This window comes from Streptomyces sp. NPDC104106 (assembly GCF_055584345.1).
Genome location: NZ_JBVJMF010000001.1, coordinates 83,438 through 107,145, shown reverse-complemented (window position 1 = coordinate 107,145; position 23,708 = coordinate 83,438). Strand labels below are relative to the sequence as shown.

Sequence of the window (23,708 nt, the reverse complement as noted above, 5' to 3'; positions counted from 1 at the left end):
AGTTCGTCTTTCAGACCCGGATGACCTGTGGGCCCAGCAGGGAGTAGCGGTGGGCCTCGGCGGCCGGGAGCAGGGTGCTCGTCACGATCGCCTCCAGCGCGCCGACCTCCGCGAACCGGCAGAAGCTGACCGCGCCGAACTTGGTGTGCACGCCGGCGAACACGGTCCGCCGCGCGGCCCGCATCGCCTGCGCCTTGACCTCGCTGACCGCCGGGTCGGGCGTGGTCAGGCCGTATTCGCGGGAGATGCCGTTGGCGCCGATGAAGGCGAGGTCGAGGACGAACCCGGCGAGCATCTTCGTCGTCCAGTGGTCGACGGTGGCCAGCGTGCCCGGCCGCACCCGCCCGCCGAGCAGCAGCACCGAGATGTGGTCGGCCTCCGCCAGGGCGCCCGCGACCGGCAGCGAGGCGGTGACGACGGTCAGCGGCCTGCCCGTGGGCAGCGCCTCGGCGATGAGCTGCGGGGTGAAGCCCTCGTCCACGAAGACCGTCTCGGCGTCCCCGAGCAGCTCCGCCGCGGCGGCCGCGATCCGGCGCTTCTCGGGCACGTGGCTGGTGGCGCGGAAGGCGAGGGTCGTCTCGAACCCGGCGCTCTCCACCGGATAGGCGCCGCCGTGCGTACGGCGGACCAGGCCGTGGTCCTCCAGGGCGCGCAGATCGCGCCGGATGGTCTCCTTGGCCACGCCCAGCTCGGCGGCGAGCGCGCTGACGTCGACCGAGCCGGTGGCGCGCGCCACGCGCACGATCTCGCGCTGGCGTTCCTCGGCCGTCCTCGCACTCATGCCGTCACCCGCTCTCCCGCTGTGGTCCGCGGCTCGTCCGCCTTCGGGGCGCTCGGTCCGCGCGAATCGGTCGCGCGCTGCCCGTTCGGGCCCATGGGGGAAGTTCTACAGCGGGTGCGCGGCCCTGACCAGGCCTGTCCCGGGCCCGTTCCTGCCCGTGTGGGCCCGTTTGCGAAGCGCCGTGCCCGGCGCGGACCTGCGAGGCCGTGCCCGGCGGAGTGGGAACGGGCGCCGCGCACGCCCGAACACGGCCGCGGGCGGGCCCGTTCGGTGCCCGCCCGCGCGCGTGGGCGGGCAGTTCTCCGCCGCCCGCGGTTCCCTTCAGGGGTCAGTACGGCCAGATCGGCGGGTCGGTCACGAAGGGCCCGCCCAGGTGGCTGTGCGCCGGGTTCCCGGGGTCCAGCTCGCCCTGCTCGGCGATCAGCTTCCCGGCGTACGGCTCGGAGTCGTCCCGCGGCTCGTAGCCGAGCGCCCGCGCGGTGCTCAGGTCCCACCACAGCCGGGTGTTGGCGGAGGAGCCGTAGACCACCGTGTGGCCGACCCCCTCGGCGGTCAGGGCGGCGTGGAAGAGGCGGGCGCCGTCGGCCGGGCTCATCCAGACCGAGAGCATGCGCACGCTGGTCGGCTCCGGGAAGCAGGAGCCGATGCGCACCGAGACCGTCTCCAGGCCGTGCCTGTCCCAGTACAGCTGGGCGAGGTCCTCGCCGAAGGACTTGGACAGGCCGTAGAAGGTGTCCGGGCGGCGCGGGGTGCCGATCGGGATGAGCGGGTCTCCCGGGCGCGGGGCGGGGGTGAAGCCCACGGCGTGGTTGGAGGAGGCGAACACGATCCGGCGCACGCCCTCCTGGCGGGCCGCCTCGTACAGCTGGTAGGTGCCCTCGATGTTCGACCTCAGGATCTTCTCGAAGGGGGCTTCCAGGGAGATGCCCGCGAGGTGGAGGACCGCGTCCACGCCCCGCACCGCCTCGCGCACCGCAGCCGTGTCGCAGAGGTCGGCGGTGATCGCGTCCGGCTCGCCGTCGACCGGGCGGGCGTCGAACAGGCGCAGCGCGTAGCCGTACTCCGGCAGCAGGGACCGCATCAGGGTGCCGAGTCCGCCGGCGGCGCCGGTGAGCAGAACGGTGCGGGGAGCGGGCATCCTCGGTTCTCCTTGTAGCCGGCATTCATATACATGGACTGGCGCAAGGGTTTCACCGTACACCGTCACGTCTCGCCCGCTCCTTGTGGATCCGCACCGGAGTCGCGCGGTTGCGGCTTGACCCGCCACAAGAAGGGCCCTTAGCGTGGTCGAGTTCAGAAATATGGACGCTAATCAGAAACATGCACCGGCGTGTTCCAAGGGAGAGCCCGTGACGCCAGCCCCTCTCACCGAACGGCTCAGCGATCCGCGCGGGCCGCTCTTCTTCCCCGTCACGGCCTACGGCCGAGGCGGCGCCCTCGATCTCGACGTCTACCGCGCCCATGTGCGCCGGGGCGTCGAGGCCGGCGCCGCCGCGGTGTTCGCCGCCTGCGGCACCGGGGAGTTCCACGCGCTGCTGCCCGAGGAGTTCGGCCGTTGCGTCCGGGCGGCCGTGGAGGCCGCCGAGGGCCGGGTGCCGGTGGTCGCGGGCGCCGGATACGGCACCGCGCTCGCCGTCCGCTACGCGCGCCTGGCCGAGGAGGCGGGCGCCGACGGCCTGCTCGCCATGCCGCCCTACCTCGTCCGGGCCGGTCAGCAGGGCCTGCTGCGCCACTACCGCGAGCTCGCCGCCGCCGCGGCCCTGCCGGTCATCGTCTACCAGCGCGACAACGCCGTCTTCACCCCGTCCACGGTGGTCGAACTCGCCCGCAGCGACGGCGTCATCGGCCTCAAGGACGGACTCGGCGACCTCGACCTCATGCAGCGCGTCGTCAGCGCCGTACGCACCGAGGCCCCCGGCGACTTCCTGTACTTCAACGGCCTGCCCACCGCCGAGCAGACCCAGCTCGCCTACCGCGCCCTCGGCATCACCCTGTACTCCTCGGCGGTCTTCTGCTTCGCCCCCGAGATCGCGCTCGCCTTCCACCGCGCCCTCGCGGCAGGCGACACGGGGACCGTACGGCGCCTCCTGGACGGCTTCTACCGCCCGTTCGTCGAACTGCGCGCCCAGGGCCGCGGCTACGCCGTCTCCCTCGTCAAGGCGGGCGTACGGCTGCGCGGCCTGGACGTCGGCGAGGTCCGGCCCCCGCTGCACGAACCGTCGCAGGACCACGTCGAGCAGCTCGCCCAGCTGATCGAGCGGGGACACGCGCTGCTGGAGGCGTACGCGTGAAGGCCTCGGCGTTCGTCTACCCCTGGGACGTCAACGGGGACCCCGGGGCCCCCGCGCGCGTGGCCGGGCTCGGCGTGGCGCAGGTGACCCTCGCCGCCGCCTACCACTCCACCCGCGCCCTGACCCCCCGCCACCCCCGCCACCGCATCGTCACCGCCGAGTACGCGGCCGTCCTCTACCCGCCGGGCGACCGCTGGGCGGGCCGGGGCCTGCGGCCGTACCCCGCCGGCCGCTGGGCCCCCGCGGACGCCTACGGCGAGGCGGCGCGGGCCCTTACGGCGGCCGGGCTGGAGGTGCACACCTGGGTCGTGCTCGCCCACAACTCCCGCCTGGGCGCCGAGCATCCGGACACCTCCGTCGTCAACGCCTACGGCGACCGCTACCCGTGGGCGCCCTGTGTCGCGCAGCCCGCCACGCGCGCGTACCTCGTCGACCTCGCCGCCGAGGCCGCCGTGCGCCCCGGTGCGCGCGGCACCGAGCTGGAGTCCCTCGGCTGGTACGGCCTCCAGCATCTGCACGCCCACGACAAGATCGGCGGGGTCGGCCTCGGGGACGCCGGGCAGTACCTGATGGCCCTGTGCTTCTGCCCGTCCTGCCGCGCCGGATACGGCGAACAGGGCCTCGATCCGGACGCGCTGGCGGCCGCCGTGCGCGACGCGCTGGAGCCGCTGTGGCGGGGCGCGGCGCAGGACGAGGGCTGGCCCACGGTCGTCAAGCTGCTCGGGGCGGAGACGGCGACCCGCACGCGCGCGTGGCGCGAGGAGACCGCCGGCGCCCTCCAGGAGGAGGCCGTCGCCGCCGTACGCGCCGCCGCGCCGACCGGCTTCCAGATCCTGCTGCACGCCGACCCGGTCCCCTACCACTGCGGCGCCAACCCCGGTGTCGACCCCGCGCGCGTGCTCGCCGTCGCCGACGGCGTCGTCGTGCCCTGCGCGGGGGGTACGCAGCTGCTGGCGCCCTTCGTCGCACACGCCCGGCCGGAGACGGTGCTGGCCGCCAACCTGACGGTGGTCTCCGGCATGGGCGGCAGCCCCGGCACGCTCGCGCGGGACGCGGCACGCGTGCGTGCCCAGGGCGCCACCGAACTGCGGCTGTATCACGCCGGGTTGGCGTCGGACGACGACCTCGCCGCGGTGGGCGAGGCGCTGTCCGAGCTGTCCGCGCGCTGAGCGAGCACGGCCGCCGTCAGCAGCATCGCGAGGCCGTAGAGGGGCAGCAGCAGCGCCGGGGAGGCCAATTCCACCAGGCCCGCCCCGACGCCCAGCCCGACGACGTTGGGCGTGAACACGAGCGTGTTGGCGGTGGCCGTCGCCCGGCCCAGCAGCGGGCCGGGCGTCTCGCGCTGCACGGCGGTGAACACCGCGACGAGCACACACGGCAGGCCCAGCCCGACCGCCGCGGCGGACACCAGGGCCACCGCGTCCGAGGGCACCGCCCGTGCGGCCACCGCGAGCGCGTTCAGCGCGATGCCCGCCGCCGCGAGCCGGCGCCCGCCGAGCCGCCGCAGCGCGGCTCCCGCCGTGAGCCCGGCCGCCACCGAACCGGCGCCCTGCACGGCGTAGAGCACGCCCGTGTAGGCGGGGGAGTGGCCGAGCCGGTCCACGACGGCGTACACGGTCGTGGCGCTCAGCGAGCCGAGCAGCATCGTCGTACCGCCGGCCGCGACCAGCGGGCGCAGGCCGGGGTGGCCCCACAGGTGCCGTACGCCCTCGGCGGTCTGTGTGCGCCAGTGGCCGCCGGAGCGCACGGGGCGTTCCTCCCGCACGCGCAGCAGCGCGTACATCCCGGCCGAGAGCACGAAGGTGGCCGCGTCCAGACAGGCGACGGCCGGACCGCCGAACAGCGTGTACAGGCCCGCCCCGGTCAGCGGCGCGAGCAGTTTCATGCCCTCCGTGACGGTCATCCGCAGCCCGTTGAAGTCGCCGAGGACGTCCGCGTCCACGGCGACGGTGACCAGGGCCGACACGGCGGCCTCGGCGACGACGGCGACGGCGCCGTACAGGAGCAGGACCGTGAACAGCAGCCACAGTCCGCCGGGGGAGCGGACGCCGAAGAGGGTGAGGAGGGCGGCGGCGAGCCCCAGGTCCAGCGCGATGAGCAGGGGCCCCCGGCGCACCCGGTCGGCGATCGTGCCCAGCACCGGACCCGCGAGGGCGGGCGCCCACATGGCGAGCATGCACAGGGCGGCCAGGCCGTCGGAACCGGTGAGGTCCTTGACCCACACGCCGGCCGCCAGCCACAGCGAGGACGTGCCGAAGGCGGACACCGTCAGGCCCGTGAGGTACAGCCCCGCGTTGCGGTCGCGCAGGACGCGCAGCAGGGTCCACGAAGTCGTCATGCCCGGTCATCGTGGGCCTAAGGGGGGTGCGCGGGGATCGGTGAGGTGCCCTGTTCCCCACGGCGTCGCACGGCGCCCCGGCGTCGGCGGCAATCCGTCGGAACCTGTCAGTTGTGCCCCTGGGGCACAGGGGGAGCGGAGCCTACGGTCGACCGCATGCGCTACGTCGCCCCGATTCTCATCGGTCTCGTCTACGTCCTGCTCATGTCCCTCCTCCCCGAACCCCACCGGCGCCGCTTCAACGCCGTCATGGTCGGCGGCGCGGGTGCCGCCTACCTCAGCGGCGGGGGTCTCGGCGGCTGGGAGTTCGCGTTCACCGTGCCGGCCACCTACGTGGCCTACAAGGGCCTCGACTCCTGGGCCTGGACCGGCGTCGGCTGGCTGCTGCACACGGCCTGGGACGTCGTCCACCACCTCAAGGGCCACCCGATCGTCCCCTTCGCCCACGACTCCTCGTTCGGCTGCGCACTGTGCGACCCCGTGATCGCCGTGTGGTGCCTGGGCGGCGGCCGGTCGCCGTGGCGGCGCACGCGTACGCGCGCGCCCGGTACCGATGAGTTCCCGGTCGCCGGCCGGTCAGCCCTCCGTACGGGTAGTGCGACCCTGAAGGAGTGAGACAGGCATGACCACGCTGGACCTTGGACCCCAGACCAGGATCGTGGCGCGGCTCGCCGAGTCCGTGACCGACGAGCAGCTGACGGGCCCGACACCGTGCCCGGACCTGCCGGTGCGCAACCTGCTGGGCCATCTGCTGGGGCTGTCCGTCGCCTTCCGCGACGCGGCCCGCAAGGACCTCGGCCCCACGACCGACACCAGCCCGAACGCCGCCGTCCCGGACATCGGGCCGGGCTGGCGCGAGGAGCTGCCCAAGGTGCTGGACGAACTGGCCGACGCCTGGCGCGACCCGGCCGCGTGGACCGGCGGCACCCGGGCGGGCGGGGTGGACCTGCCGGCGGCGGTCGCGGGCGCCGTCGTCGCCGACGAACTGGTCGTCCACGGATGGGACCTGGCCCGCGCCACGGGCCAGGAGTACGTCCCGGACCCGGCCGCCCTGGGCTCGGCGCTCACCTTCCTGCGCGCCGCCGCGGACGATCCGAACCGGGGCAGCGGCCTGTTCGGACCGGTGGTCCCGGTGCCGGACTCCTCGCCCCTGCTGGACCGGGCGGTGGGACTGAGCGGCCGGGATCCCGGGTGGCGGCCGTAGGCCCCGCCGGACAGGCAGACACAGGGAGACAAGGGGCCACCGGAGACAGGGCCGCCGGAGACGGGGCGTCGCGTCGGCGCAGGCGGAGTCGCGGCGCCCCTCCTCCCGAGGGCGCCGTACGCTCCCTCCCCTCTCCCTGACCCCCACCGTCCCCGCAGCCGTCCTCGGCTTCCGGTCCTTGTCCGACGGCCACGACGTCCGGCACGGGAACCTGCGGCTGACCGCCCGTGCGGCGCACTGCGGGAACTCGCCGCCCGCGCCCGCCTGTTCCCGCGCGAGGCCGGCATCGACACGGGTGCGGGAACCGCTCGTCACCCATGTCGGGCCTTCTGAGACGTCCCAGCCCGGCAACACGGCTTCCCCCGGCTGCCGTCGCCGGAAGCGGCAACCCGGTCGCGAGCGAGGGCGGGGTCGCCGTACTGCGCGGCAACCTCTGCCCGGACGGCGCGGTCATCAAGCACATCGCCGGACGGCCCCGCCGGCCGATCCTCCCGCACCCGGGGACGTACCGGGAGGTCGTCGACGTCCCGGCGACAAGCGCGCGTTGACGATACGCGGCGTCGCGGGCGCCCCCGTGACGCCTGCTTCCGGCTGCCGGTGGCAACGGGGACCCGAACGTCTCCGCACCGCCCTTCGTCGCCACGGACGCGAGCACGGTGCACAACGCCCGTACGGCGGACGGCTCCCTGCCGGACACCACGTTCCTGACGACGGGGAGCACGACGATCGGCGCGACTATGAACTGACCGCCCGGGGGCCGCCGAAGGGGTGGGCGCCGCGTATCGATCGGATAACAGCGCTCGCCCCGCGGGGCGTGATGCGCGTAGACAATCCGTGACCTGGTACGTCTCTCCCCACCACCAGATCCGGAGAATCCATGCGGAAGTCCCACAGAGCCCTTGCCGCCGGCGCCGCCTGCGTGCTCGCCGGTGCCGCGCTGTACGGCGCGGGCGCGGCCACCGCCGGGCAGTCGACGGCCAACTCCACCCACGAGCCCGCCAACATCGGGCTGTTGGCGAAGGACATCGACACCTACTACGGCACCCACGCCGACAGCAGCGGCGTCTACCAGGCGTCCCCGGACAGCCCGTACGCCAAGGACCTGGCCCGGATCGACGCCGACGCGAAGGCCTACATCGACAAGGCCGCCCGCAAGGCGCACCGGCACGGTGAGAGGCCGGCCGTCATGTTCGACATCGACGACACCCTGCTGCTCAGCCTGGACTACGAGAAGCGCTCCAACTACACGTACAACTCCACCACCTGGAACGACTACGTGAACCGCGCCGACCGGCCCGCCGTCTTCGGCAGCCCCGAGCTGGTGCGCTACGCCGCGTCCAAGGGCGTCGAGGTCTTCTACAACTCCGGGCTCACCGAGGCCCAGCGCGGCGCCGCCGTCGCCAACCTGAAGAAGGTCGGCGCCGATGTGAACCTCGACGCCGACCACATGTTCCTCAAGAACGCGGCCAACCCGCCGGCCTACCTCGGCGACTGCGCCACCGCCGGCGCCTGGAAGTGCACGACCGTGCAGTACAAGTCCGGCACCCGCAGGCACATCGAGGACGACCTCGGCTACGAGATCATCGCCAGCTTCGGCGACCAGTACTCGGACCTGGACGGCGGCTACGCCGACCGGACGTACAAGCTGCCCAACCCGACGTACTTCGTCGCCTGACCGCCCAGCCGTAGGACTTGGGCAGGCGGTCGTACTCCGCCCCCGTCGCCGGCGGCACCGTGCCGTGGCGGGGGCGGACGAGGGCTTCGGTCGTCTTCGCGCGGCGCCGTCAGCCGTGCCGGGCGAAGTCGCCCTGCACCGCGTACGGAGCGCCGCCCGCGGTACCGGCGAAGGTGTAGCTGTCGTTCCGCGCGTCCCGCCCGCCCCGCGCGTGGTCGTACTGCCCCGCGAACACCCATCGCCCCGTCGGTACGGTGCGCCCCTCCTTCAGCGTCCAGGTGTAGACGACGAAACCGTCCCGCTCCGTGACCGTCTGCGTGAAGTCGTCCTCGGGCAGGGAGCACCACGCGCCCGTGGACGCCACCCCGCCGGTCTGGGCGACCTTCAACTCCACCGTCAGCGCGGAGAGTTGCTGCGAGGTCTTCAGGGTCAGATCGCTCTGCGCCCAGAACTCGTTGCCGTGCGGGTCCACCGAGCCGTCGGACCACAGGGGGCCGTCCTGCTCGTGGCGGGCGGCGGGCGGCTGTGCGGAGGCGGTGGCCCGCGGGGCGGCCGCGGTGTGCGAGGGCAACGGGACGCCCGCGCGGGGCGTGGGAGCGGCGGTGTGCGCCGGCGGGCGCGTCGTCGCGTCCGGCGCCGGGGGCGTGGGCGTCGGAGAGACCGCCACCGTCTGCCCCGTGGGAGGCTTGTCCCGCACGGCGGACGCCACGGCGTACCCGCCCACGGCGAGCACCCCGGCGACCGCCGCGGTGGCGCCGAGCACCCGCGCCCAGCCCACCACTCGCGGTCCCGTGGCCCGGTGGCCGGAGCGGGCGGAGCCGGAGGCCCGGGCCATGCCGCGCTCCACGCGGGCCAGGATGCGCGCGCGGTCGGGTTCGTGGGCCTCGGCCGCCTCGTGCAGCCGGGCGCGCAGCTCGTCGTGCACGTCCTGCCGCCTCATCGGTTCCTTCCTCCGCTCTCGCCGCCCCGGGCCGCCATCGCCGCGTGCATCCGCCGCGGTTCGCCCTGGGGGCCGAGCAGGCGTTGCAGTTCGGCCATGCCCTTGGACGTCTGGCTCTTCACCGTACCCACCGACACCCCGAGCGCGAGCGCGGTGTCCTTCTCCGAGAGGTCGAACGCGTGCCGCAGCACCACGCAGGCCCGTTTGCGGAACGGCAGCCTGCGCAGCGCCTCCTGCACGTCCACCACGCCGGCCACGTCCGGGTTCTCGGTCCTCTCCTCGCGGTGCGACCAGAACAGTGCCATCCGGCGCCGCTCGCGCACCGCGCTGCGGATCCGGGTGCGGGCCAGGTTGGCGACCACGCCCCGCGCGTACGCGACCGGGTGGTCGGCGCCGCGCACCCGGTCCCAGCGGTGCCACAGCGCGAGCAGCGCGTCCGCCGCGAGATCGTCCGCGGCATCGGACTCGCCGGTCAACAGATGGGCGAGGCGGGAGAGTTCGGCGTAGTGCCGTTCGAAGAAGGCATGGAACTCCACGGAGGCGGCGTCGTCGACGACTGTGCCCACGGGTGACCTCTTCTCGGTACGGCTCTGTGAGTGTCATGCGAATGACATAGGGCACCGGGAGGGGGTGCCCGGGCGGAGATCCGGAAGCGTAGCAGTGATCATTTGGTGAAGGCGTACGGGGGTTCGGACGGTGTATGACCCGCCGAACCAGATTCCGTAACACGGGGAAAACCTGAACCGGGTTCGACAGGGGAACAATCCAGCCAGCATCCGCGCACCGCTCACCAGGCGACAAGGAGTCGACCCATGTCCGTCGACGGGTACTTCAGAATCTCCGAACGGGGATCCACCATCGGCCGGGAGATACGCGGCGGCTTCGCCACGTTCTTCACGATGGCCTACATCCTTGTCCTGAATCCGATCATCCTGGGAAGTGCCAAGGACAAGTTCGGGCACACGCTCGACACCGGCCAACTCGTCACCGCCACCGCGCTGGTGGCCTGTGTGATGACGATCATCATGGGCGTCGGCGGCAACCTGCCGCTCGCGATCGCCGCCGGACTCGGCCTCAACGCCGTCGTCGCCTTCCAGCTGGCGCCGCTCATGAGCTGGGCCGACGCGATGGGCCTGGTGGTCCTGGAGGGCCTCGTCATCTGCCTGCTGGTCCTCACCGGACTACGGGAAGCGATCATGAACGCGATCCCGCACCAGCTGAAGCAGGCGATCGGTGTGGGCATCGGGCTGTTCATCGCGTTCATCGGCTTCGTCGACGCCGGGTTCGTCAGCCGGGTCCCGGACGCCGCCGGCACCACCGTGCCCGTGCAGCTCGGCGCCGCGGGGCGGCTCACCGGCTGGCCCGTGCTCGTCTTCTGCCTCGGCGTGCTCCTGACCATCGCGCTGCTGGCGAGGAAGGTGAAGGGCGCGATCCTCATCAGCATCGTGACGATGACCGTCGTCGCGATCGTCATCAACGCACTCGCCGACATCAAGAGCTGGGGCCTGACCACGCCCAAGGTCCCCGACAAGCTCGTCGCCGCCCCGGACTTCGGGCTGATCGGTCACTTCAGCCTGTTCGGCGGGTTCGGCAAGGCCGGCGCGCTCACCGCCGTGCTGCTCGTCTTCACCCTGATCCTGTCCGACTTCTTCGACGCCATGGGCACGATCGTCGGCATCAGCGCCGAGGCCGGGCTGCTGGACGAGCGGGGACAGGTGCCCGGCATCGGCCGGGTGCTGTTCATCGACGGGGCCGCCGCCGTCGCCGGCGGTCTCGGCTCCGCCTCCTCCAACACCGCCTACATCGAGTCGGCGGCCGGCGTCGGCGAGGGCGCCCGCACCGGCTTCGCCAACCTCGTCACCGGCGGCCTGTTCGGCCTCGCCCTCTTCCTCAGCCCGCTGCTCACCATCGTCCCGCTCCAGGCCGCGGCCCCCGCGCTGATCGCGGTGGGCTTCCTGATGATGACCCACGTCAAGCACATCGACTGGGACCGCTACGAGATCGCCGTCCCGGCGTTCCTCACCATCGCCGTCATGCCGTTCACGTACTCCATCACCGACGGCATCGGGGCCGGGTTCCTGTCCTACGTGATCGTCAAGGCGGTGCTCGGCAAGGCGCGCGAGGTCAACTGGCTGCTGTGGGGCGTCTCGGCGCTGTTCCTCGTGTACTTCGCGATCGACCCGGTGGAGCAGATCCTCGGCGTGAAGTGAGGGCGCCCATGGGGAGCCTCACTTCAAGGCCGCCTGCATCATCGCCCTGGCCACCGGCGCGGCCAGCCCGTTGCCGCTGACCTCGGAGCGCGCCGCGTCCGACTGCTCGACCATGACCGCCACGGCGATCTCCTTGCCGGTGCCGCCGGACTTCCCGAAGGACGTGAACCAGGCGTACGGCGTCTTGCTGTTGTTCTCGCCGTGCTGGGCGGTGCCGGTCTTGCCGCCGACCGTGACGCCGTGGATCAGGGCGTTGGTACCGGTGCCCTTCTCGACCACCGTCTCCATCGCCGACTGCAACTGGTCGGCGGTGGAGGAGCTGACGACCTGCTTCGTCCCGGCGTCCTTGTCGTAGTCGTGCAACACGCCACCGCCGCTGTCGGTGATCTGCGACACCATGTGCGGCGAGACCAGCTTGCCGCCGTTGGCGATGGCCGCGGAGACCATGGCCATCTGGAGCGGGGTCGCGGTGACGTCGAACTGCCCGATGCCGGACAGCCCGGTCTGGGCCTTGTCCATCTTCGACGGGTACACGCTGGCGTAGGCCCGCACCGGCACGTCGAACGCGTCGTCGTTGAACCCGAACCTCTCGGCCATGGCCCGCACCTTGTCCTGCCCGAGGTCGACGGCCATCTTGCCGAAGACGTTGTTGCAGGAGTACTGCAGGGCGACCCGGATCGAGGCGTTCGCGCACGGGGCCGACGCGTTCTCGTTCGCCAGCGGCCTCACCGTGCCCGGCAGGGTGTAGGGGTTGGGGCTGTCGGTGGCCTGGTCCACGTTCTTGTACAGCCCGTCCTCCAGCGCGGCCGCCGCCACGACCAGCTTGAACGTGGACCCCGGCGGCAGCGGCTGGCGCAGCGCGCGGTTGGTCAGCGGCTTGTCCTGGTCGGCGCCCAGCTGCTTCCAGGCGGTCCCGGCGGTGCCCGCGTCGGTGAGCGACGAGGGGTCGTACGACGGCGTCGACACCACGGCGAGGATCCTGCCGGTCTTCGGGTCGATCGCGACGGCCGCGCCCTTCTTGTCACCGAGGGCCTGGTAGCCGGCCTTCTGCACGGCAGGGTCGATCGTCGTGAGCACGTTGCCGGGGTCGGCGCGCTCACCGGTGAGCGTGTTCATGACCGTCTTCAGCCTGGGGTCCGTGCCGTTGAGCAGGTCCTGGTAGATGCCCTCCAGCTGGGTGGGGGCGTAGGCCTGCGAGGCGTAGCCCGTCACCGCGGCGTAGAGCCTGCCGTCCGTGTACGTGCGCCTGTACGCGAGGTCGCCCCCCTTCGTGCGCGTGGAGCCGGTGATGGCGTTCCCGGCCACGATGATGTTCCCGAGCGGCCGCGAGTACGTCTCGATCGCGTTCCGCCGGTTGTCGTTGTCGTCCGCGAGGGCCTTGCCGTCGTAGAACTGCACCCATGTCGCCCTGACCAGCAGGGCGAGCACGAGCAGCATCACGAAGACGGACGCCCGCCTGATCGTCTTGTTCATCCCGGTCAGGAAGACGACCGGGATGGGGTCGATCGTTCCCGTAACGCCCGTTTTCTCATCGGACGCTCAGGAAGGATCAGGAGGGAACGGCCCCCTGGGCGTCCGGTCAGAGCCTGCGGGTCGCCAGCGTCAGCCGGTCGCGGGCGTCGAACAGCGCGTCCTTGATCATCTGCTCGTGCGCGGGGGTCAGCCGGGCCACCGGCACCGAGCAGCTGACCGCGTCCCGGGCCGGGGTGCGGTACGGGATCGCCACGCCGAAGCAGCGCAGGCCGAGCGTGTTCTCCTCGCGGTCGACCGCGAAGCCCTGCTCGCGCACCTGGTGCAGCTCCTCGATGAGCTTCTCGCGGTCGGTGGTCGTGTGCTCGGTGAGCGCCGGGAGGGCCTCCGGGAGCAGCCCCCGGACCTGCTCGTCGGTGTAGGTGGCGAGGATCGCCTTGCCGAGGGAGGTGGAGTGGGCGGGCAGGCGGCGGCCGACCCGGGTGAACGGGCGCAGATAGTGCTGGGACTGGCGGGTGGCGAGATAGACGACGTTCGTGCCGTCGAGGCGCGCCAGGTGGATCGTCTCCGTGGTGTCGTCCGACAGCCGGTCCAGCGTCGGTCGGGCCGCCGCGACCACCTCGTCGCCGTCGATGTACGACGTGCCGACCAGCAGGGCCCGCACCCCGATGCCGTACCGCGTGCCCGTCGCGTCCGTCTCGACCCAGCCCAGTTCGACGAGCGTGCGCAGCAGCATGTACAGGCTGGACTTGGGGTACCCCACCGCCTCCTGCACGGCCGCGAGGGAGTGCATACCAGGGCGGCCGGCGAAGTACTCGAGCAGCTCAACGGTCCGTACCGCGGACTTGACCTGCGCGCCGCCCCCTGTGTCGCCTGCCGTCATCGCGCGTGACCCCTTCGTTCGGCGAGGGCCTGGATATTCAGGACCCGAGGTAGGTAGTCTCCGAGCAGCGAATTCATCATCAGAGACAGTGTTCAGTATATCGAACGCGGCTGATGGGTGACCCAGTCAAGCGCACACTCGTTGGAGGGAACCCGCGGTGGCAGCAGCACCAGTCTGGAGCGTCGACCCGCGCACCGGGAAGCAGCGTGAGCAGGTTGCGGTGGAGGCCACAGCCCAGGAGGTGGACGCCGCGGTCCGGGCGGCCCACGCCGCGCGCGGCGCCCTCGCCGACCGCACGGTCCGCGCGGCCTTCCTGCGCTCGGCCGCCGACGGCCTGGACGCGGCCAAGGACGGCCTGGTCGAGACCGCCGACGCCGAGACCGCCCTCGGCCCGGCCCGGCTGACCGGGGAACTCGCCCGCACCGGATACCAGTTGAGGGCCTTCGCCGACATCGTCGAGGAGGGCGCCTTCCTCGACGTCGTCATCAACCACCCCGACGACACCGCGACCCCGCCGATCCCGGACCTGCGCCGCTACAAGGTGCCGCTGGGCGTCGTCGCCGTCTACTCCGCCTCCAACTTCCCCTTCGCCTTCTCCGTGGCCGGCGGCGACACCGCGAGCGCGCTCGCCGCGGGCTGCCCGGTCGTCGTCAAGGCGCACCCCGACCACCCGGCCCTGTCCGAGCTGGTCGCCAAGGTGCTGCGCCGGGCCGCCGCCGAGCACGGCATCCCCGAGGCCGTCGTCGGCCTCGTGCACGGCTTCGAGGCGGGCATCGAGCTGATCAGGCACCCGCTGATCGCCGCCGCGGGCTTCACCGGTTCCGTGCGCGGCGGGCGCGCGCTGTTCGATGAGGCCGCCGCGCGGGAAGTGCCGATCCCGTTCCACGGCGAACTCGGCTCCCTCAACCCGGTCCTGGTGACCGAGGCGGCCGTCGCCGAGCGGGCCGAGGAGATCGGCGCCGGGCTGGCCGGTTCGATGACGCTCGGCGACGGGCAGTTCTGCGTGAAGCCCGGCCTCGTGCTCGTGCCCTCCGGGGCGGGCGGCGACCAGCTGGTGAAGTCCCTCACCGACGCCGTCGGCGACACCGACGCGGGGGTCCTGCTCGACCACCGCATGCGGGACAACTTCGTCGCCGGGGTCGCGGAGCGGGCCCGCCTGGCGGACGTCGAGACGCCCGTCACACCCGGCGCGGGCGGCGAGCACACGGTCAGTGCCGGGTTCCTCACGGTGCCGGCCGGGAAGCTGGCCGAGGAGGGGGCGTACGACCTGCTGCTCGAGGAGTGCTTCGGGCCGGTCACCGTGGTCGCCCGCTACGCCTCCGAGCAGGAGGCGGCCACCGTGCTGTCGCGGCTGCCGGGCAACCTCACCGCCACCGTCCAGCTGTCCGCCGAGGAAGCCGCGGGGCAGGGCCGCGGACCGGAGCTGCTCGCCGAACTGACGCCGCTCGCCGGGCGGGTGGTCGTCAACGCGTGGCCGACGGGTGTCGCCGTGGCGCCGGCCCAGCACCACGGGGGGCCGTACCCGGCGACCACGTCCACCTCGACCTCGGTGGGCGGTACGGCCATCGAGCGGTGGCTGCGGCCGGTGGCCTACCAGAACGCGCCCACCGCCCTGCTGCCCGCCGAGCTGCGGGACGACAACCCCCTCGGACTGCCGCGCCGGTTCAACGGGGTCCTGGAACGGTAGGGCACTGGCACAATCGGCCGATGGACGTGGAACTCCCCGAACTCCCTTTCCCCTTGCGCACGTACGGCCCCGAAGGGCACTGGTCCTACGAGGACGGCGTGCTCACCGGATGGGCCGGTCCCCGGCAGGACCGGTTCGTCACGCCCACGGGTGAGGCCCTCGATCCCGCCTCCGACGCGCCCCGGCTGCTCGGGGCGCCCGAGGGCGACTTCCAGCTGATCGCCCGGGTGACCGTGGGCTTCCGGGCGGCCTTCGACGCCGGCGTGCTGTACGCGCACGTCGGCGAGCGGGACTGGGCCAAGCTCTGCCTGGAGTACTCCCCGGACGTGCCCACCGTCTGCACGGTGGTCACCCGGGGACACTCCGACGACGCCAACTCCTTCACGGTGGACGGCAGTTCCGTGTGGCTGCGGATCAGCCGGACCGGGCGGGCCCTCGCCTTCCACGCCTCCCGGGACGGCGAGCGCTGGACCTTCGTCCGGCTGTTCACCCTCGGCGACGAGAAGGAGACCGCGGGCGCGCTGGTCGGCTTCATGGCCCAGTCGCCGCTGGGGGAGGGGTGCGTGGTGACGTACGACCACCTCACCTTCCGGCACGGCTGGCCGGACGACCTGCGAGACGGAAGCTGAGGGCGAACGTCACCGTCAGCAGACCCGCGCCGACGGCCAGGCTCAGCCGCATGCCGGTCTCGAAGCCATGGCCGAGCAGCGCCCCGAAGACGGCGATGCCCAGCCCGCCGGCCACCTGCCGTGCCGCGTTGAGCACCCCGGCCGCGAGCCCCGCCCGCTCGGCGGGGACGGCGTCCATCATCGCGGCCGTGAGCGGCGGGACGGTCAGCGCGCAGCCCAGCGCCAGCGGGATCAGCAGCACGGCCACCAGGACGGACGGCGTGCCGGCGTCCACGTACAGCAGCGCGAGCAGCCCGACGACGGCGAGCGGCTGCCCGACCAGCATCGGCAGCCTGGGCCCGTAGCGGCCGGCGAGTTTGCCCGCCACCACGTTGGTCACCGCGATCAGGCCGGTCATCGGCAGGAACATCAGCCCCGCGTACAGCGCGGAGTGGCCCTGCACCTGCTGGAAGAACAGGGAGAAGACGAACACCAGGCTGTAGAAGGCCACACTGACCGCGGCTCCCGCCGCGACCGCCGTGGCCACGGTGCGGTCGCGGAAGAGGCCGAGGGGCACCACCGGGTGGGCCTGCCGCGCCTCGACGCGCAGGAACGCCGCGCCCGCGACGACGGCCACGAGCAGCGCGGCCCAGCCCGCCGTGCCGCCCTCGATCGCGGCGAAGGTCAGGGCCACCAGGGCCGTCACGGCCGTCAGCTGGCCGGGCAGGTCCAGCGGCGCCGGACGGGGGCGGGAGCGCGGGGCGCGCACCAGCAGCGCCAGGATCGCCGCGCCCAGCGGCAGGTTGACGAAGAAGATGCCGCGCCAGTCCCACGCCGTGGTCAGCGCGCCGCCCGCCACCGGTCCGAGTGCCACGGCCAGCGAGCCGCCCGCCGCCCACGCGGCCACCGCGCGGGCCCGCCGGGCCGGTTCCGGGTACGCCTGGCGCACCAGTGCCAGCGAGGCCGGGAGCACCACGGCCGCCGCGACGCCCTGCACCACCCGGGCGCCGATCAGGACGGCCAGGTCCGGCGCCAGTCCGCAGGCCGCCGAGGCGAGCGTGAACACCGCCGTCCCGAGCGCGAACGCCCGGCTCGCCCCGGTCCGGTCCGAGAAGGCCCCGGTGGACAGCATCAGCGCCGCGAACGCCAGCGTGTAGGCGTCCACCACCCACTGCAGGCCGGACAGCCCGGCGTCCATGGAGGTGCCGATCGCGGGCAGCGCCACGTTCACCACGGACGCGTCGAGGCAGATCAGCGCGAAGCCGAGCAGCGAGGCGGTGAGGGTGAGCGCGGCGGAGGACCCGTGGGGCTCCAAGTCGCCTGTCCTGGCGGCGAGTTGACCGACGCGGTGCGTCTGGTTCGTTGACATGTCCCCATGCTGCGGGCCCGGACCGTCGTACAGTAGTGGCCTGAATGCCAGGTGTCCGGAGGTTCTGGTCATGCCGCACCGCATCGTCGTCATCGCGCCCTCGCCCGTGTCGATGTTCAACCTCGCGATCCCCGAAATGCTCTTCGGCAAGGTCGAGGTGGACGGCCGGCCCGGCTACGAGGTGATCGTCTGCACGGCGGTCCCCGGCCCGGTCCCCACCACCGCCGGGCTCGACCTGCACGTCGGCCGCGGACTCGACGCTCTGCGGGAGGCCGACACCGTCGTCGTGGCGGGCACCGGGGAGCCGTTCGAGCCGGACCCGCGGATCGTGGCCGCCGTCCGCGAGGCGGCCGGGTCCGGCAAGCGCATCGCCTCCATCTGCACCGGCGCCTTCCAGCTCGCGGAGGCGGGCCTGCTGCACGGCCGCAAGGCGACCACGTACTGGGCGCACGCCGACGAGCTGCGCAAGCGGTATCCCGAGGTCGAACTCCGCGGCGACGTGCTGTACGTCCAGGACGGGCCGTACATCACCTCCTCCGGCTACGCCGCCGGCATCGACCTGTGCCTGCACCTCATCCGCACCGACTACGGCGCCGCCGTCGCCAACGCCGTCGCCCGCCTCGCCCTGGTCGCCCCGGTCCGCCCCGGCGGCCAGACGCAGTTCACCCAGACCCCGCTGCCGCCCGAGCGCGGCACCGCGTGCGCCGACACCCGGGGCTGGGCCATGCGCAACCTGGACAAGCCGCTCACCCTCACCGACCTCGCCCGGCACGCGGGCGTATCGGTGCGCACCCTGACCCGCCGCTTCCACGCCGAGAGCGGGGTCAGCCCCCTGCAGTGGCTGCTCCACCAGCGCATCGAGCGCGCCAAGGAACTCCTGGAGACCACCACCCTGCCCATGGACCAGGTCGCCACCGCCTGCGGCCTCGGCACCGCCGACTCCCTGCGCGCCCACCTGGTCCGCCGCACCGGCCTGACGCCGAGCGCGTACCGCGCCCAGTTCAGCAGGCACGGAACCGGGCAGCAGCCGGCCGCGTCCTCGGTGGCGTGATCCCCCACCGCACGACCGGCGACCGGCTGACAGGCGCCCGCGTGATCCGCACCGCCCTGCCCGCGGAGGCGGAGACGCTCGCCGCGCTGCACCGCCGGGCGCGCTCGACGTACTACCCGGACGGCCTCCCGGACGACGGCACCGACTGGACCGCCGCCTGGCGCGGCGCGATCGAGCGGCCGGACGGCCAGGTGCTGTGCGTGGTCGAGCGGGGCGCGATCGCCGCCGTCGCCTCCTTCCGGCGCCCCGAGGCCGCTCCCGCCGGCACCGTGAAGCTGTTCCAGTTCCACGTCGACCCCGGCCACTGGCGGTCCGGCATCGGCAGCGCCCTGCACGCGGCCTGCGTGGAGCAGTGGCGGGCCGACGGCAGTCGGACCGCCGTCCTCGACGTGCACATCGGCAACCGGCGCGCCCAGGCCTTCTACGCCCGCCAGGGCTGGCTACCGGACCCGGACAGCCCACCCGCCGACGGCGACCACCACCTCGGCCTGCGCTTGTCCGTGCCGACGGAATGAAACCGGTTGTTTGAACGTTCAGGTACTGGCGGTGGAGAGAGCCTCCGCGCCCGCAGACCTGGAGAAGAGCCGAGAGCATGCGCGTCGAGATCTGGACGGACATCGCCTGTCCCTGGTGCTACGTAGGAAAGGCGCGGTTCGACAAGGCGCTCGCCGCCTTCCCGCACCGTGACGAGGTCGAGGTGGTGCACCGCTCCTTCGAACTGGACCCGGGCCGGGCCAAGGGCGACGTCCAGCCGGTGATCACCATGCTCACGCGGAAGTACGGCATGAGCGAGGCGCAGGCCGAGGCCGGTGAGGACAACCTGGGCGCCCAGGCCGCCGCCGAGGGCCTGGACTACCGCACCCGCGGCCGCGACCACGGCAACACCTTCGACATGCACCGCCTGCTGCACTTCGCCAAGGAGCGGGGCCGGCAGGACGAGCTGATCCAGATCCTGTACCGGGCGAACTTCGCCGAGGAGCGCTCCGTCTTCACCGAGGGCGACGAGCGGCTCGTGGAACTGGCCGTCGAGGCCGGGCTCGACGAGCGGGCCGTTCGCGCGGTGCTCGCCGACCCGTCCCGCTACGCCGACGACGTGCGCGCCGACGAGCGCGAGGCCGCCCAGCTCGGCGCGAACGGCGTGCCGTTCTTCGTCCTGGACCGCAAGTACGGCGTCTCCGGCGCCCAGCCCGCCGAGGTCTTCACCCGCGCGCTCGGCCAGGCGTGGGCAGAGCGGCCCCCGCTGACGCTGGTCGACCAGCAAGACGCCGAGGCATGCGGCCCGGACGGCTGCGCGGTGCCGCAGCAGGGATGAAACCGCAGGTCCGGGCGGATGTATAAGGACTGCTGAGAAGACCCACTCACTTTTCCGCAATGGACGGGGACTTCTGAGGGCCGCAGAGTGGGACCCATGGAGACCACGGAGACGTTCGACCGCCTCGTCCGCGCCGAGTTCGCCCCGCAGAGCATCTTCCTGAACACCGCGAGCAGCGGCCTGCTCCCGGCCCGCACCGTCACCGCGCTGCACGAGGCGGCGCTGCTGCGGGCCGAGGGCCGGCCGCTGCTTCCGCTCTTCGACGACGTCGAGGCCTGCCGGGCCGCGTACGCCCGGCTCGCCGGTGTTCCGGCCACCCGGGTCGCGGCGGGCGCCTCCGTGGCCGCCCACACCGGCGTGATCGCCGCCTCCCTGCCCGCGGGCGCCGAAGTCCTCACCGCCGAGGACGACTTCACCTCCGTACTGAACCCCTTCCACGTCCGCGGCGACCTCAAGGTGCGGGCGGTGCCGCTGGACCGGATCGCCGAGGCCGTCCGCCCCGGCACCGCGCTGGTCGCGGTCAGCGCCGCCCAGTCCGCCGACGGCCGGCTCGCCGACCTCGCCGCCCTGCGCACGGCGGCCCGCGCGCACGGCGCCCGCACCTACGTCGACTTCTCCCAGGCCGCGGGCTGGCTGCCGGTGGACGCGGACGGCTACGACTTCACCGCCGCCGTCTCCTTCAAGTGGCTGCTCGGCCCGCACGGCGCGGCCTTCCTCACCGTCCCCGAGGACTTCGGCGGCCTCACCCCGCTGCTGTCGGGCTGGGTCGCGGGCGAGCAACCCTGGGACAGCTGCTACGGCCCCGTCGCCGAACTCGCCCGCTCCGCACGCCGGTTCGACCTCACCCACGCCCTGTTCACCTACGCCGGGCTGCGCCGCTCCCTCGAACTCATCGAGGAGCTGGGCGTGGCCGCCGTCCGCGCCCACGACCTGGCGCTGGCCGACCGGTTCCGGGCCGGGCTCGCGGACCTCGGTCACGCGCCGGTGCCCGCCCCCGGCTCGGCGATCGTCTCCGTTCCCGGACTCGGCGGCCGCCAGCCGGAGCTGGGCCGCGCCGGCATCGAGGTCTCCGACCGCGCGGGCAACCTCCGCGCCGCCTTCCACCTCTACAACACGGCCGCCGACGTGGACCGCCTGCTTCAGGCCCTGTCCCGCTGACGGCACGACCGGGCCGGGGGCCTCCCGTACCGCACGGGAGGCCCCCGGCCCGCGGTTCAGCGAGGTACGCCGGCGGTCACGTCACCGGCGTGAAGTCCCGCGCGCCGATGAACTCGGGGCGCCGCACCGGCGCCGCGAACGGCTCCACCGCCGCGTTCTCGACGCTGTTGAACACGATGAACACGTTGCTGCGCGGGAAGGGGGTGATGTTGTCCCCGCTGCCGTGCATGCAGTTGCAGTCGAACCAGGTCGCCGAGCCGGCCCGGCCCGTGAAGAGCTTGATGCCGTACTCGCTCGCCATCTTGGTCAGCGCCTCGTCGGACGGCGTGCCCGCGTCCTGCATCTGGAGGGACTTCTTGTAGTTGTCCTCGGGCGTGGCACCGGCACAGCCCAGGAACGTCCGGTGCGAGCCCGGCATGATCATCAGGCCGCCGTTGGTGTCGTAGTTCTCGGTCAGCGCGATCGAGACGGACACCGTGCGCATGTGCGGCAGACCGTCCTCGGCGTGCCAGGTCTCGAAGTCCGAGTGCCAGTAGAAGCCGCTGGCGCCGAAACCGGGCTTGACGTTGATCCGCGACTGGTGGACGTAGACGTCCGAGCCGAGGATCTGCCGGGCCCGGCCGACCACGCGCGGATCCCGCACCAGCTTCGCGAACACCTCGCTGATCCGGTGCACCTCGAAGACCGAGCGGATCTCCTGGGACTTGGGCTCCACGATCGAGCGCTCGTCGGCGCGGATCGCCGGGTCGCCGACCAGCCGGTCCAGCTCCCGGCGGTAGACCTCGACCTCGTCGGGCGTGATCAGCTGGTCGATCGCGAGGAAGCCGTCACGCTCGTACGCCTGCAGGTCGCCGGTCGGGATCGGGCCCGGCGTGTCCGGGGAGCCCCAGACGACCGGGTCCTGCCGGGGGACGGCCACCTCGGTGGCGCCGCGGCTGGGGTACAGGTCGGTCACGGTGGCGGTGGTCATCGTGTGTCACACCTCCTCGGGCTCGGTGAGCAGCGGGTAGACGCCGTTCTCGTCGTGGTCCTCCCGTCCGGTCACGGGCGGGTTGAACACGCACAGGCAGTGGAAGTCCTCCTTGACCTTCAGCGTGTGCCGCTCGTGGCCGTCGAGGAGGTACATGGTGCCGGGCGTGATCGTGTACGACGTCCCGGTCTCGTGGTCGGTGAGTTCGGCCTCGCCCTTGGTGCAGACGACGGCCTCGATGTGGTTGGCGTACCACATCGACGTCTCCGTACCGGCGTACAGGATGGTCTCGTGCAGGGAGAAACCGACCCGCTCCTTGGCGAGGACGATGCGCTTGCTCTCCCAGGTGCCGGACCTGGCCTTCACATGCCGGTCGGTGCCTTCGATGTCCTTGAACGATCGCACGATCACGGTGCTGTGTCTCCTCCTTGCTGAGTGCTCTTCGCCGACGTGCTCGTCAGGCGGTCTCGCGGACGGCGCGGGCGAGGATCCGCAGGCCCTCGTCCAGCTCGTCCGGCGTGATGGTGAGGGCCGGCAGCAGCTTGACGACCTCGCCCTCGGGTCCGGACGTCTCGATCAGCAGCCCGAGTTCGAAGGCCCGCCGGGCGATCCGGCCGGCCCGCTCCTTCGCGTGGAACTCCATGCCCCACACGAGCCCGCGGCCGCGGTACTCCTTGACGTCGGCGAGGTTCTCCTCGGTGATCGAGATCAGCGCCTGCTCGACCTGCTCGCCGCGGGCGCGGGTCTGCTTCTCCATCGCCGAGCCGTCGGTCCAGTACGTCTCCAGGGCCGCCGTCGCGGTGACGAACGCGGGGTTGTTGCCGCGGAAGGTGCCGTTGTGCTCGCCCGGCTCCCAGACGTCCAGTTCGGGCCGGAACAGGCACAGCGACATCGGCAGGCCGTAGCCGCTGATCGACTTGGAGACGGTGACGATGTCCGGCGTGATGCCCGACTCCTCGAAGGAGAAGAACGCGCCGGTGCGGCCGCAGCCCATCTGGATGTCGTCGACGATCAGCAGCATGTCCTGCCGCTCGCACAACTCCTTGAGTGCGCGCAGCCATTCGGGCCGGGCCACGTTGATGCCGCCCTCGCCCTGCACGGTCTCCACGATCACCGCGGCCGGCTTGTTCAGCCCCGAGCCCTGGTCCTCCAGCAGCCGCTCGAACCACAGGAAGTCCGGGACCGTGCCGTCGAAGTAGTTGTCGAACGGCATCGGCGTGCCGTGCACCAGCGGGATGCCGGCGCCGGCCCGCTTGAAGGCGTTGCCGGTGACGGCGAGGGAGCCCAGCGACATCCCGTGGAAGGCGTTCGTGAACGACACGATCGCCTCCCGGCCCTTGACCTTGCGGGCCAGCTTCAGCGCCGACTCCACGGCGTTGGTGCCGGTCGGCCCCGGGAACATGACCTTGTACGGCAGGTCGCGCGGGCGCAGCACCAGGTCCTGGAAGGCCTGGAGGAAGGCCCGTTTGGCAGTGGTCGACATGTCCAGGCCGTGGGTCACCCCGTCACGCGCCAGATAGTCGATCAACGCCCGTTTGAGTACGGGGTTGTTGTGGCCGTAGTTGAGTGAGCCGGCCCCGGCGAAGAAGTCGAGGTAGGCATGACCGTCCTCGTCGTACATCCGGCTGCCCTGCGCGCGGTCGAAGACCGTGGGCCAGCCGCGGCAGTAGCTGCGCACCTCGGACTCGAGGGTCTCGAAGACGCTGAGGTCGGGCTGGGTGATGGTCACGGTGAATCGCTCCTCAGTGGGCGAGGTGGTCG

The 23,708-nt window shown here is 72.6% G+C and carries 23 protein-coding genes and 2 pseudogenes; 14 read left to right on the top strand and 11 right to left on the bottom strand.

Going from position 1 to position 23,708, the window contains the following annotated elements; all coding sequences use genetic code 11:
* Nucleotides 1–10: 10 nt before the first annotated feature.
* Together ACZ60X_RS00525 and ACZ60X_RS00520 are read right to left on the bottom strand one after the other, a co-directional pair.
* Entirely contained in the window at nucleotides 11–781 is a 771-nt protein-coding gene (locus ACZ60X_RS00525; RefSeq protein WP_469591795.1) for a DeoR/GlpR family DNA-binding transcription regulator, read from the bottom strand.
* A 328-nt stretch (nucleotides 782–1,109) separates the two neighbouring features.
* The gene (locus tag ACZ60X_RS00520; protein ID WP_469591793.1) at nucleotides 1,110–1,919 is read right to left on the bottom strand and encodes an NAD-dependent epimerase/dehydratase family protein; all 810 of its coding nucleotides are present in this window, start codon (nucleotides 1,917–1,919) and stop codon (nucleotides 1,110–1,112) included.
* A 211-nt stretch (nucleotides 1,920–2,130) separates the two neighbouring features.
* Between ACZ60X_RS00520 and ACZ60X_RS00515 the strand changes: the two genes are divergently transcribed.
* Complete coding sequence (locus ACZ60X_RS00515; RefSeq protein WP_469591792.1) at nucleotides 2,131–3,072, top strand: 5-dehydro-4-deoxyglucarate dehydratase; 942 nt, start codon at nucleotides 2,131–2,133, stop codon at nucleotides 3,070–3,072.
* Nucleotides 3,069–4,241, top strand: coding sequence for a hypothetical protein (locus ACZ60X_RS00510; RefSeq protein ID WP_469591790.1), 1,173 nt, complete (start codon nucleotides 3,069–3,071; stop codon nucleotides 4,239–4,241). Before ACZ60X_RS00515 ends, ACZ60X_RS00510 begins: the two co-directional genes overlap by 4 nt.
* On the opposite strand, the gene ACZ60X_RS00505 is transcribed toward ACZ60X_RS00510, so the two are convergent.
* On the bottom strand, nucleotides 4,169–5,410 hold the full coding sequence (locus ACZ60X_RS00505) for an MFS transporter (RefSeq protein ID WP_469591788.1): 1,242 nt from the start codon (nucleotides 5,408–5,410) through the stop codon (nucleotides 4,169–4,171). The two genes, ACZ60X_RS00510 and ACZ60X_RS00505, sit on opposite strands and share 73 nt — an antisense overlap.
* Before the next feature lie 156 nt (nucleotides 5,411–5,566).
* Between ACZ60X_RS00505 and ACZ60X_RS00500 the strand changes: the two genes are divergently transcribed.
* The 5 genes and pseudogenes from ACZ60X_RS00500 (at nucleotide 5,567) to ACZ60X_RS00480 (ending at nucleotide 8,289) form a co-directional block, all read left to right on the top strand.
* A complete protein-coding gene (locus tag ACZ60X_RS00500; RefSeq protein ID WP_469591786.1) occupies nucleotides 5,567–6,025 on the top strand; it encodes a DUF6010 family protein in 459 nt (152 codons plus the stop codon).
* A 7-nt stretch (nucleotides 6,026–6,032) separates the two neighbouring features.
* Complete coding sequence (locus ACZ60X_RS00495; protein ID WP_469591784.1) at nucleotides 6,033–6,614, top strand: TIGR03086 family metal-binding protein; 582 nt, start codon at nucleotides 6,033–6,035, stop codon at nucleotides 6,612–6,614.
* A 386-nt stretch (nucleotides 6,615–7,000) separates the two neighbouring features.
* Nucleotides 7,001–7,117: pseudogene (locus ACZ60X_RS00490) on the top strand (hypothetical protein); the annotation flags it as partial.
* Nucleotides 7,118–7,204: 87 nt separating this feature from the next.
* Nucleotides 7,205–7,360, top strand: a pseudogene (locus ACZ60X_RS00485) (right-handed parallel beta-helix repeat-containing protein); the annotation flags it as partial.
* Between the two features lie 131 nt (nucleotides 7,361–7,491).
* On the top strand, nucleotides 7,492–8,289 hold the full coding sequence (locus ACZ60X_RS00480; protein ID WP_469591782.1) for an HAD family acid phosphatase: 798 nt from the start codon (nucleotides 7,492–7,494) through the stop codon (nucleotides 8,287–8,289).
* 109 nt (nucleotides 8,290–8,398) lie between these two features.
* Here ACZ60X_RS00480 and ACZ60X_RS00475 read toward each other — a convergent pair whose 3' ends face one another.
* Nucleotides 8,399–9,229: a hypothetical protein gene (locus ACZ60X_RS00475; protein WP_469591780.1), complete on the bottom strand. Its 831-nt coding sequence runs from the start codon at nucleotides 9,227–9,229 to the stop codon at nucleotides 8,399–8,401.
* Nucleotides 9,226–9,795 (bottom strand): SigE family RNA polymerase sigma factor, encoded by a 570-nt coding sequence (locus tag ACZ60X_RS00470; protein ID WP_469591778.1) that lies wholly within the window; start codon nucleotides 9,793–9,795, stop codon nucleotides 9,226–9,228. The genes ACZ60X_RS00475 and ACZ60X_RS00470 overlap by 4 nt, the downstream gene beginning before the upstream one ends.
* Nucleotides 9,796–10,041: 246 nt before the next feature.
* On the opposite strand from ACZ60X_RS00470, the gene ACZ60X_RS00465 reads away from it, so the two are divergent.
* The gene (locus ACZ60X_RS00465) at nucleotides 10,042–11,439 is read left to right on the top strand and encodes an NCS2 family permease (protein WP_469591776.1); all 1,398 of its coding nucleotides are present in this window, start codon (nucleotides 10,042–10,044) and stop codon (nucleotides 11,437–11,439) included.
* Nucleotides 11,440–11,457: 18 nt separating this feature from the next.
* Here the strand turns inward: ACZ60X_RS00465 and ACZ60X_RS00460 are convergent, their stop codons facing one another.
* Together ACZ60X_RS00460 and ACZ60X_RS00455 are read right to left on the bottom strand one after the other, a co-directional pair.
* Complete coding sequence (locus ACZ60X_RS00460; protein WP_469591775.1) at nucleotides 11,458–12,912, bottom strand: peptidoglycan D,D-transpeptidase FtsI family protein; 1,455 nt, start codon at nucleotides 12,910–12,912, stop codon at nucleotides 11,458–11,460.
* Nucleotides 12,913–13,018: 106 nt separating this feature from the next.
* Nucleotides 13,019–13,792: an IclR family transcriptional regulator gene (locus tag ACZ60X_RS00455; protein ID WP_469591772.1), complete on the bottom strand. Its 774-nt coding sequence runs from the start codon at nucleotides 13,790–13,792 to the stop codon at nucleotides 13,019–13,021.
* Nucleotides 13,793–13,949: 157 nt separating this feature from the next.
* On the opposite strand from ACZ60X_RS00455, the gene ACZ60X_RS00450 reads away from it, so the two are divergent.
* A complete protein-coding gene (locus tag ACZ60X_RS00450) occupies nucleotides 13,950–15,479 on the top strand; it encodes an aldehyde dehydrogenase (NADP(+)) (RefSeq protein WP_469591770.1) in 1,530 nt (509 codons plus the stop codon).
* Between the two features lie 20 nt (nucleotides 15,480–15,499).
* Complete coding sequence (locus tag ACZ60X_RS00445; protein WP_469591769.1) at nucleotides 15,500–16,108, top strand: DUF1349 domain-containing protein; 609 nt, start codon at nucleotides 15,500–15,502, stop codon at nucleotides 16,106–16,108.
* On the opposite strand, the gene ACZ60X_RS00440 is transcribed toward ACZ60X_RS00445, so the two are convergent.
* Complete coding sequence (locus ACZ60X_RS00440; protein ID WP_469591767.1) at nucleotides 16,062–17,456, bottom strand: MFS transporter; 1,395 nt, start codon at nucleotides 17,454–17,456, stop codon at nucleotides 16,062–16,064. The genes ACZ60X_RS00445 and ACZ60X_RS00440 overlap by 47 nt on opposite strands.
* 70 nt (nucleotides 17,457–17,526) lie before the next feature.
* Here ACZ60X_RS00440 and ACZ60X_RS00435 point away from each other — a divergent pair, with 70 nt between their 5' ends.
* The 4 genes from ACZ60X_RS00435 (at nucleotide 17,527) to ACZ60X_RS00420 (ending at nucleotide 20,977) form a co-directional block, all read left to right on the top strand.
* On the top strand, nucleotides 17,527–18,507 hold the full coding sequence (locus ACZ60X_RS00435; RefSeq protein ID WP_469591764.1) for a GlxA family transcriptional regulator: 981 nt from the start codon (nucleotides 17,527–17,529) through the stop codon (nucleotides 18,505–18,507).
* A gap of 41 nt (nucleotides 18,508–18,548) precedes the next feature.
* Nucleotides 18,549–19,022 (top strand): GNAT family N-acetyltransferase, encoded by a 474-nt coding sequence (locus ACZ60X_RS00430; protein ID WP_469592951.1) that lies wholly within the window; start codon nucleotides 18,549–18,551, stop codon nucleotides 19,020–19,022.
* A gap of 77 nt (nucleotides 19,023–19,099) precedes the next feature.
* The gene (locus ACZ60X_RS00425; RefSeq protein ID WP_469591762.1) at nucleotides 19,100–19,819 is read left to right on the top strand and encodes a DsbA family oxidoreductase; all 720 of its coding nucleotides are present in this window, start codon (nucleotides 19,100–19,102) and stop codon (nucleotides 19,817–19,819) included.
* A gap of 96 nt (nucleotides 19,820–19,915) precedes the next feature.
* A complete protein-coding gene (locus ACZ60X_RS00420; RefSeq protein ID WP_469591760.1) occupies nucleotides 19,916–20,977 on the top strand; it encodes an aminotransferase class V-fold PLP-dependent enzyme in 1,062 nt (353 codons plus the stop codon).
* A gap of 76 nt (nucleotides 20,978–21,053) precedes the next feature.
* On the opposite strand, the gene thpD is transcribed toward ACZ60X_RS00420, so the two are convergent.
* The 3 genes from thpD to ectB are packed head-to-tail and all read right to left on the bottom strand — an operon-like array spanning nucleotide 21,054 to nucleotide 23,676.
* A complete protein-coding gene (thpD, locus tag ACZ60X_RS00415; protein WP_469591758.1) occupies nucleotides 21,054–21,947 on the bottom strand; it encodes an ectoine hydroxylase in 894 nt (297 codons plus the stop codon).
* Between the two features lie 6 nt (nucleotides 21,948–21,953).
* The gene (locus tag ACZ60X_RS00410; RefSeq protein WP_469591756.1) at nucleotides 21,954–22,358 is read right to left on the bottom strand and encodes an ectoine synthase; all 405 of its coding nucleotides are present in this window, start codon (nucleotides 22,356–22,358) and stop codon (nucleotides 21,954–21,956) included.
* Nucleotides 22,359–22,404: 46 nt separating this feature from the next.
* Nucleotides 22,405–23,676 (bottom strand): diaminobutyrate--2-oxoglutarate transaminase, encoded by a 1,272-nt coding sequence (gene ectB / locus ACZ60X_RS00405; RefSeq protein WP_469591754.1) that lies wholly within the window; start codon nucleotides 23,674–23,676, stop codon nucleotides 22,405–22,407.
* Nucleotides 23,677–23,708: the final 32 nt, after the last annotated feature.

What these genes read in the sequence shown, in the direction of transcription:
- ACZ60X_RS00525 (WP_469591795.1), bottom strand. Translation starts at nt 781, where the DNA reads ATGAGTGCGAGGACGGCCGAGGAACGCCAGCGCGAGATCGTGCGCGTG.
- ACZ60X_RS00520 (WP_469591793.1), bottom strand. Translation starts at nt 1,919, where the DNA reads ATGCCCGCTCCCCGCACCGTTCTGCTCACCGGCGCCGCCGGCGGACTC.
- ACZ60X_RS00505 (WP_469591788.1), bottom strand. Translation starts at nt 5,410, where the DNA reads ATGACGACTTCGTGGACCCTGCTGCGCGTCCTGCGCGACCGCAACGCG.
- ACZ60X_RS00500 (WP_469591786.1), top strand. Translation starts at nt 5,567, where the DNA reads ATGCGCTACGTCGCCCCGATTCTCATCGGTCTCGTCTACGTCCTGCTC.
- ACZ60X_RS00495 (WP_469591784.1), top strand. Translation starts at nt 6,033, where the DNA reads ATGACCACGCTGGACCTTGGACCCCAGACCAGGATCGTGGCGCGGCTC.
- ACZ60X_RS00480 (WP_469591782.1), top strand. Translation starts at nt 7,492, where the DNA reads ATGCGGAAGTCCCACAGAGCCCTTGCCGCCGGCGCCGCCTGCGTGCTC.
- ACZ60X_RS00475 (WP_469591780.1), bottom strand. Translation starts at nt 9,229, where the DNA reads ATGAGGCGGCAGGACGTGCACGACGAGCTGCGCGCCCGGCTGCACGAG.
- ACZ60X_RS00465 (WP_469591776.1), top strand. Translation starts at nt 10,042, where the DNA reads ATGTCCGTCGACGGGTACTTCAGAATCTCCGAACGGGGATCCACCATC.
- ACZ60X_RS00460 (WP_469591775.1), bottom strand. Translation starts at nt 12,912, where the DNA reads ATGAACAAGACGATCAGGCGGGCGTCCGTCTTCGTGATGCTGCTCGTG.
- ACZ60X_RS00455 (WP_469591772.1), bottom strand. Translation starts at nt 13,792, where the DNA reads ATGACGGCAGGCGACACAGGGGGCGGCGCGCAGGTCAAGTCCGCGGTA.
- ACZ60X_RS00445 (WP_469591769.1), top strand. Translation starts at nt 15,500, where the DNA reads ATGGACGTGGAACTCCCCGAACTCCCTTTCCCCTTGCGCACGTACGGC.
- ACZ60X_RS00440 (WP_469591767.1), bottom strand. Translation starts at nt 17,456, where the DNA reads ATGTCAACGAACCAGACGCACCGCGTCGGTCAACTCGCCGCCAGGACA.
- ACZ60X_RS00435 (WP_469591764.1), top strand. Translation starts at nt 17,527, where the DNA reads ATGCCGCACCGCATCGTCGTCATCGCGCCCTCGCCCGTGTCGATGTTC.
- ACZ60X_RS00425 (WP_469591762.1), top strand. Translation starts at nt 19,100, where the DNA reads ATGCGCGTCGAGATCTGGACGGACATCGCCTGTCCCTGGTGCTACGTA.
- ACZ60X_RS00420 (WP_469591760.1), top strand. Translation starts at nt 19,916, where the DNA reads ATGGAGACCACGGAGACGTTCGACCGCCTCGTCCGCGCCGAGTTCGCC.
- thpD (WP_469591758.1), bottom strand. Translation starts at nt 21,947, where the DNA reads ATGACCACCGCCACCGTGACCGACCTGTACCCCAGCCGCGGCGCCACC.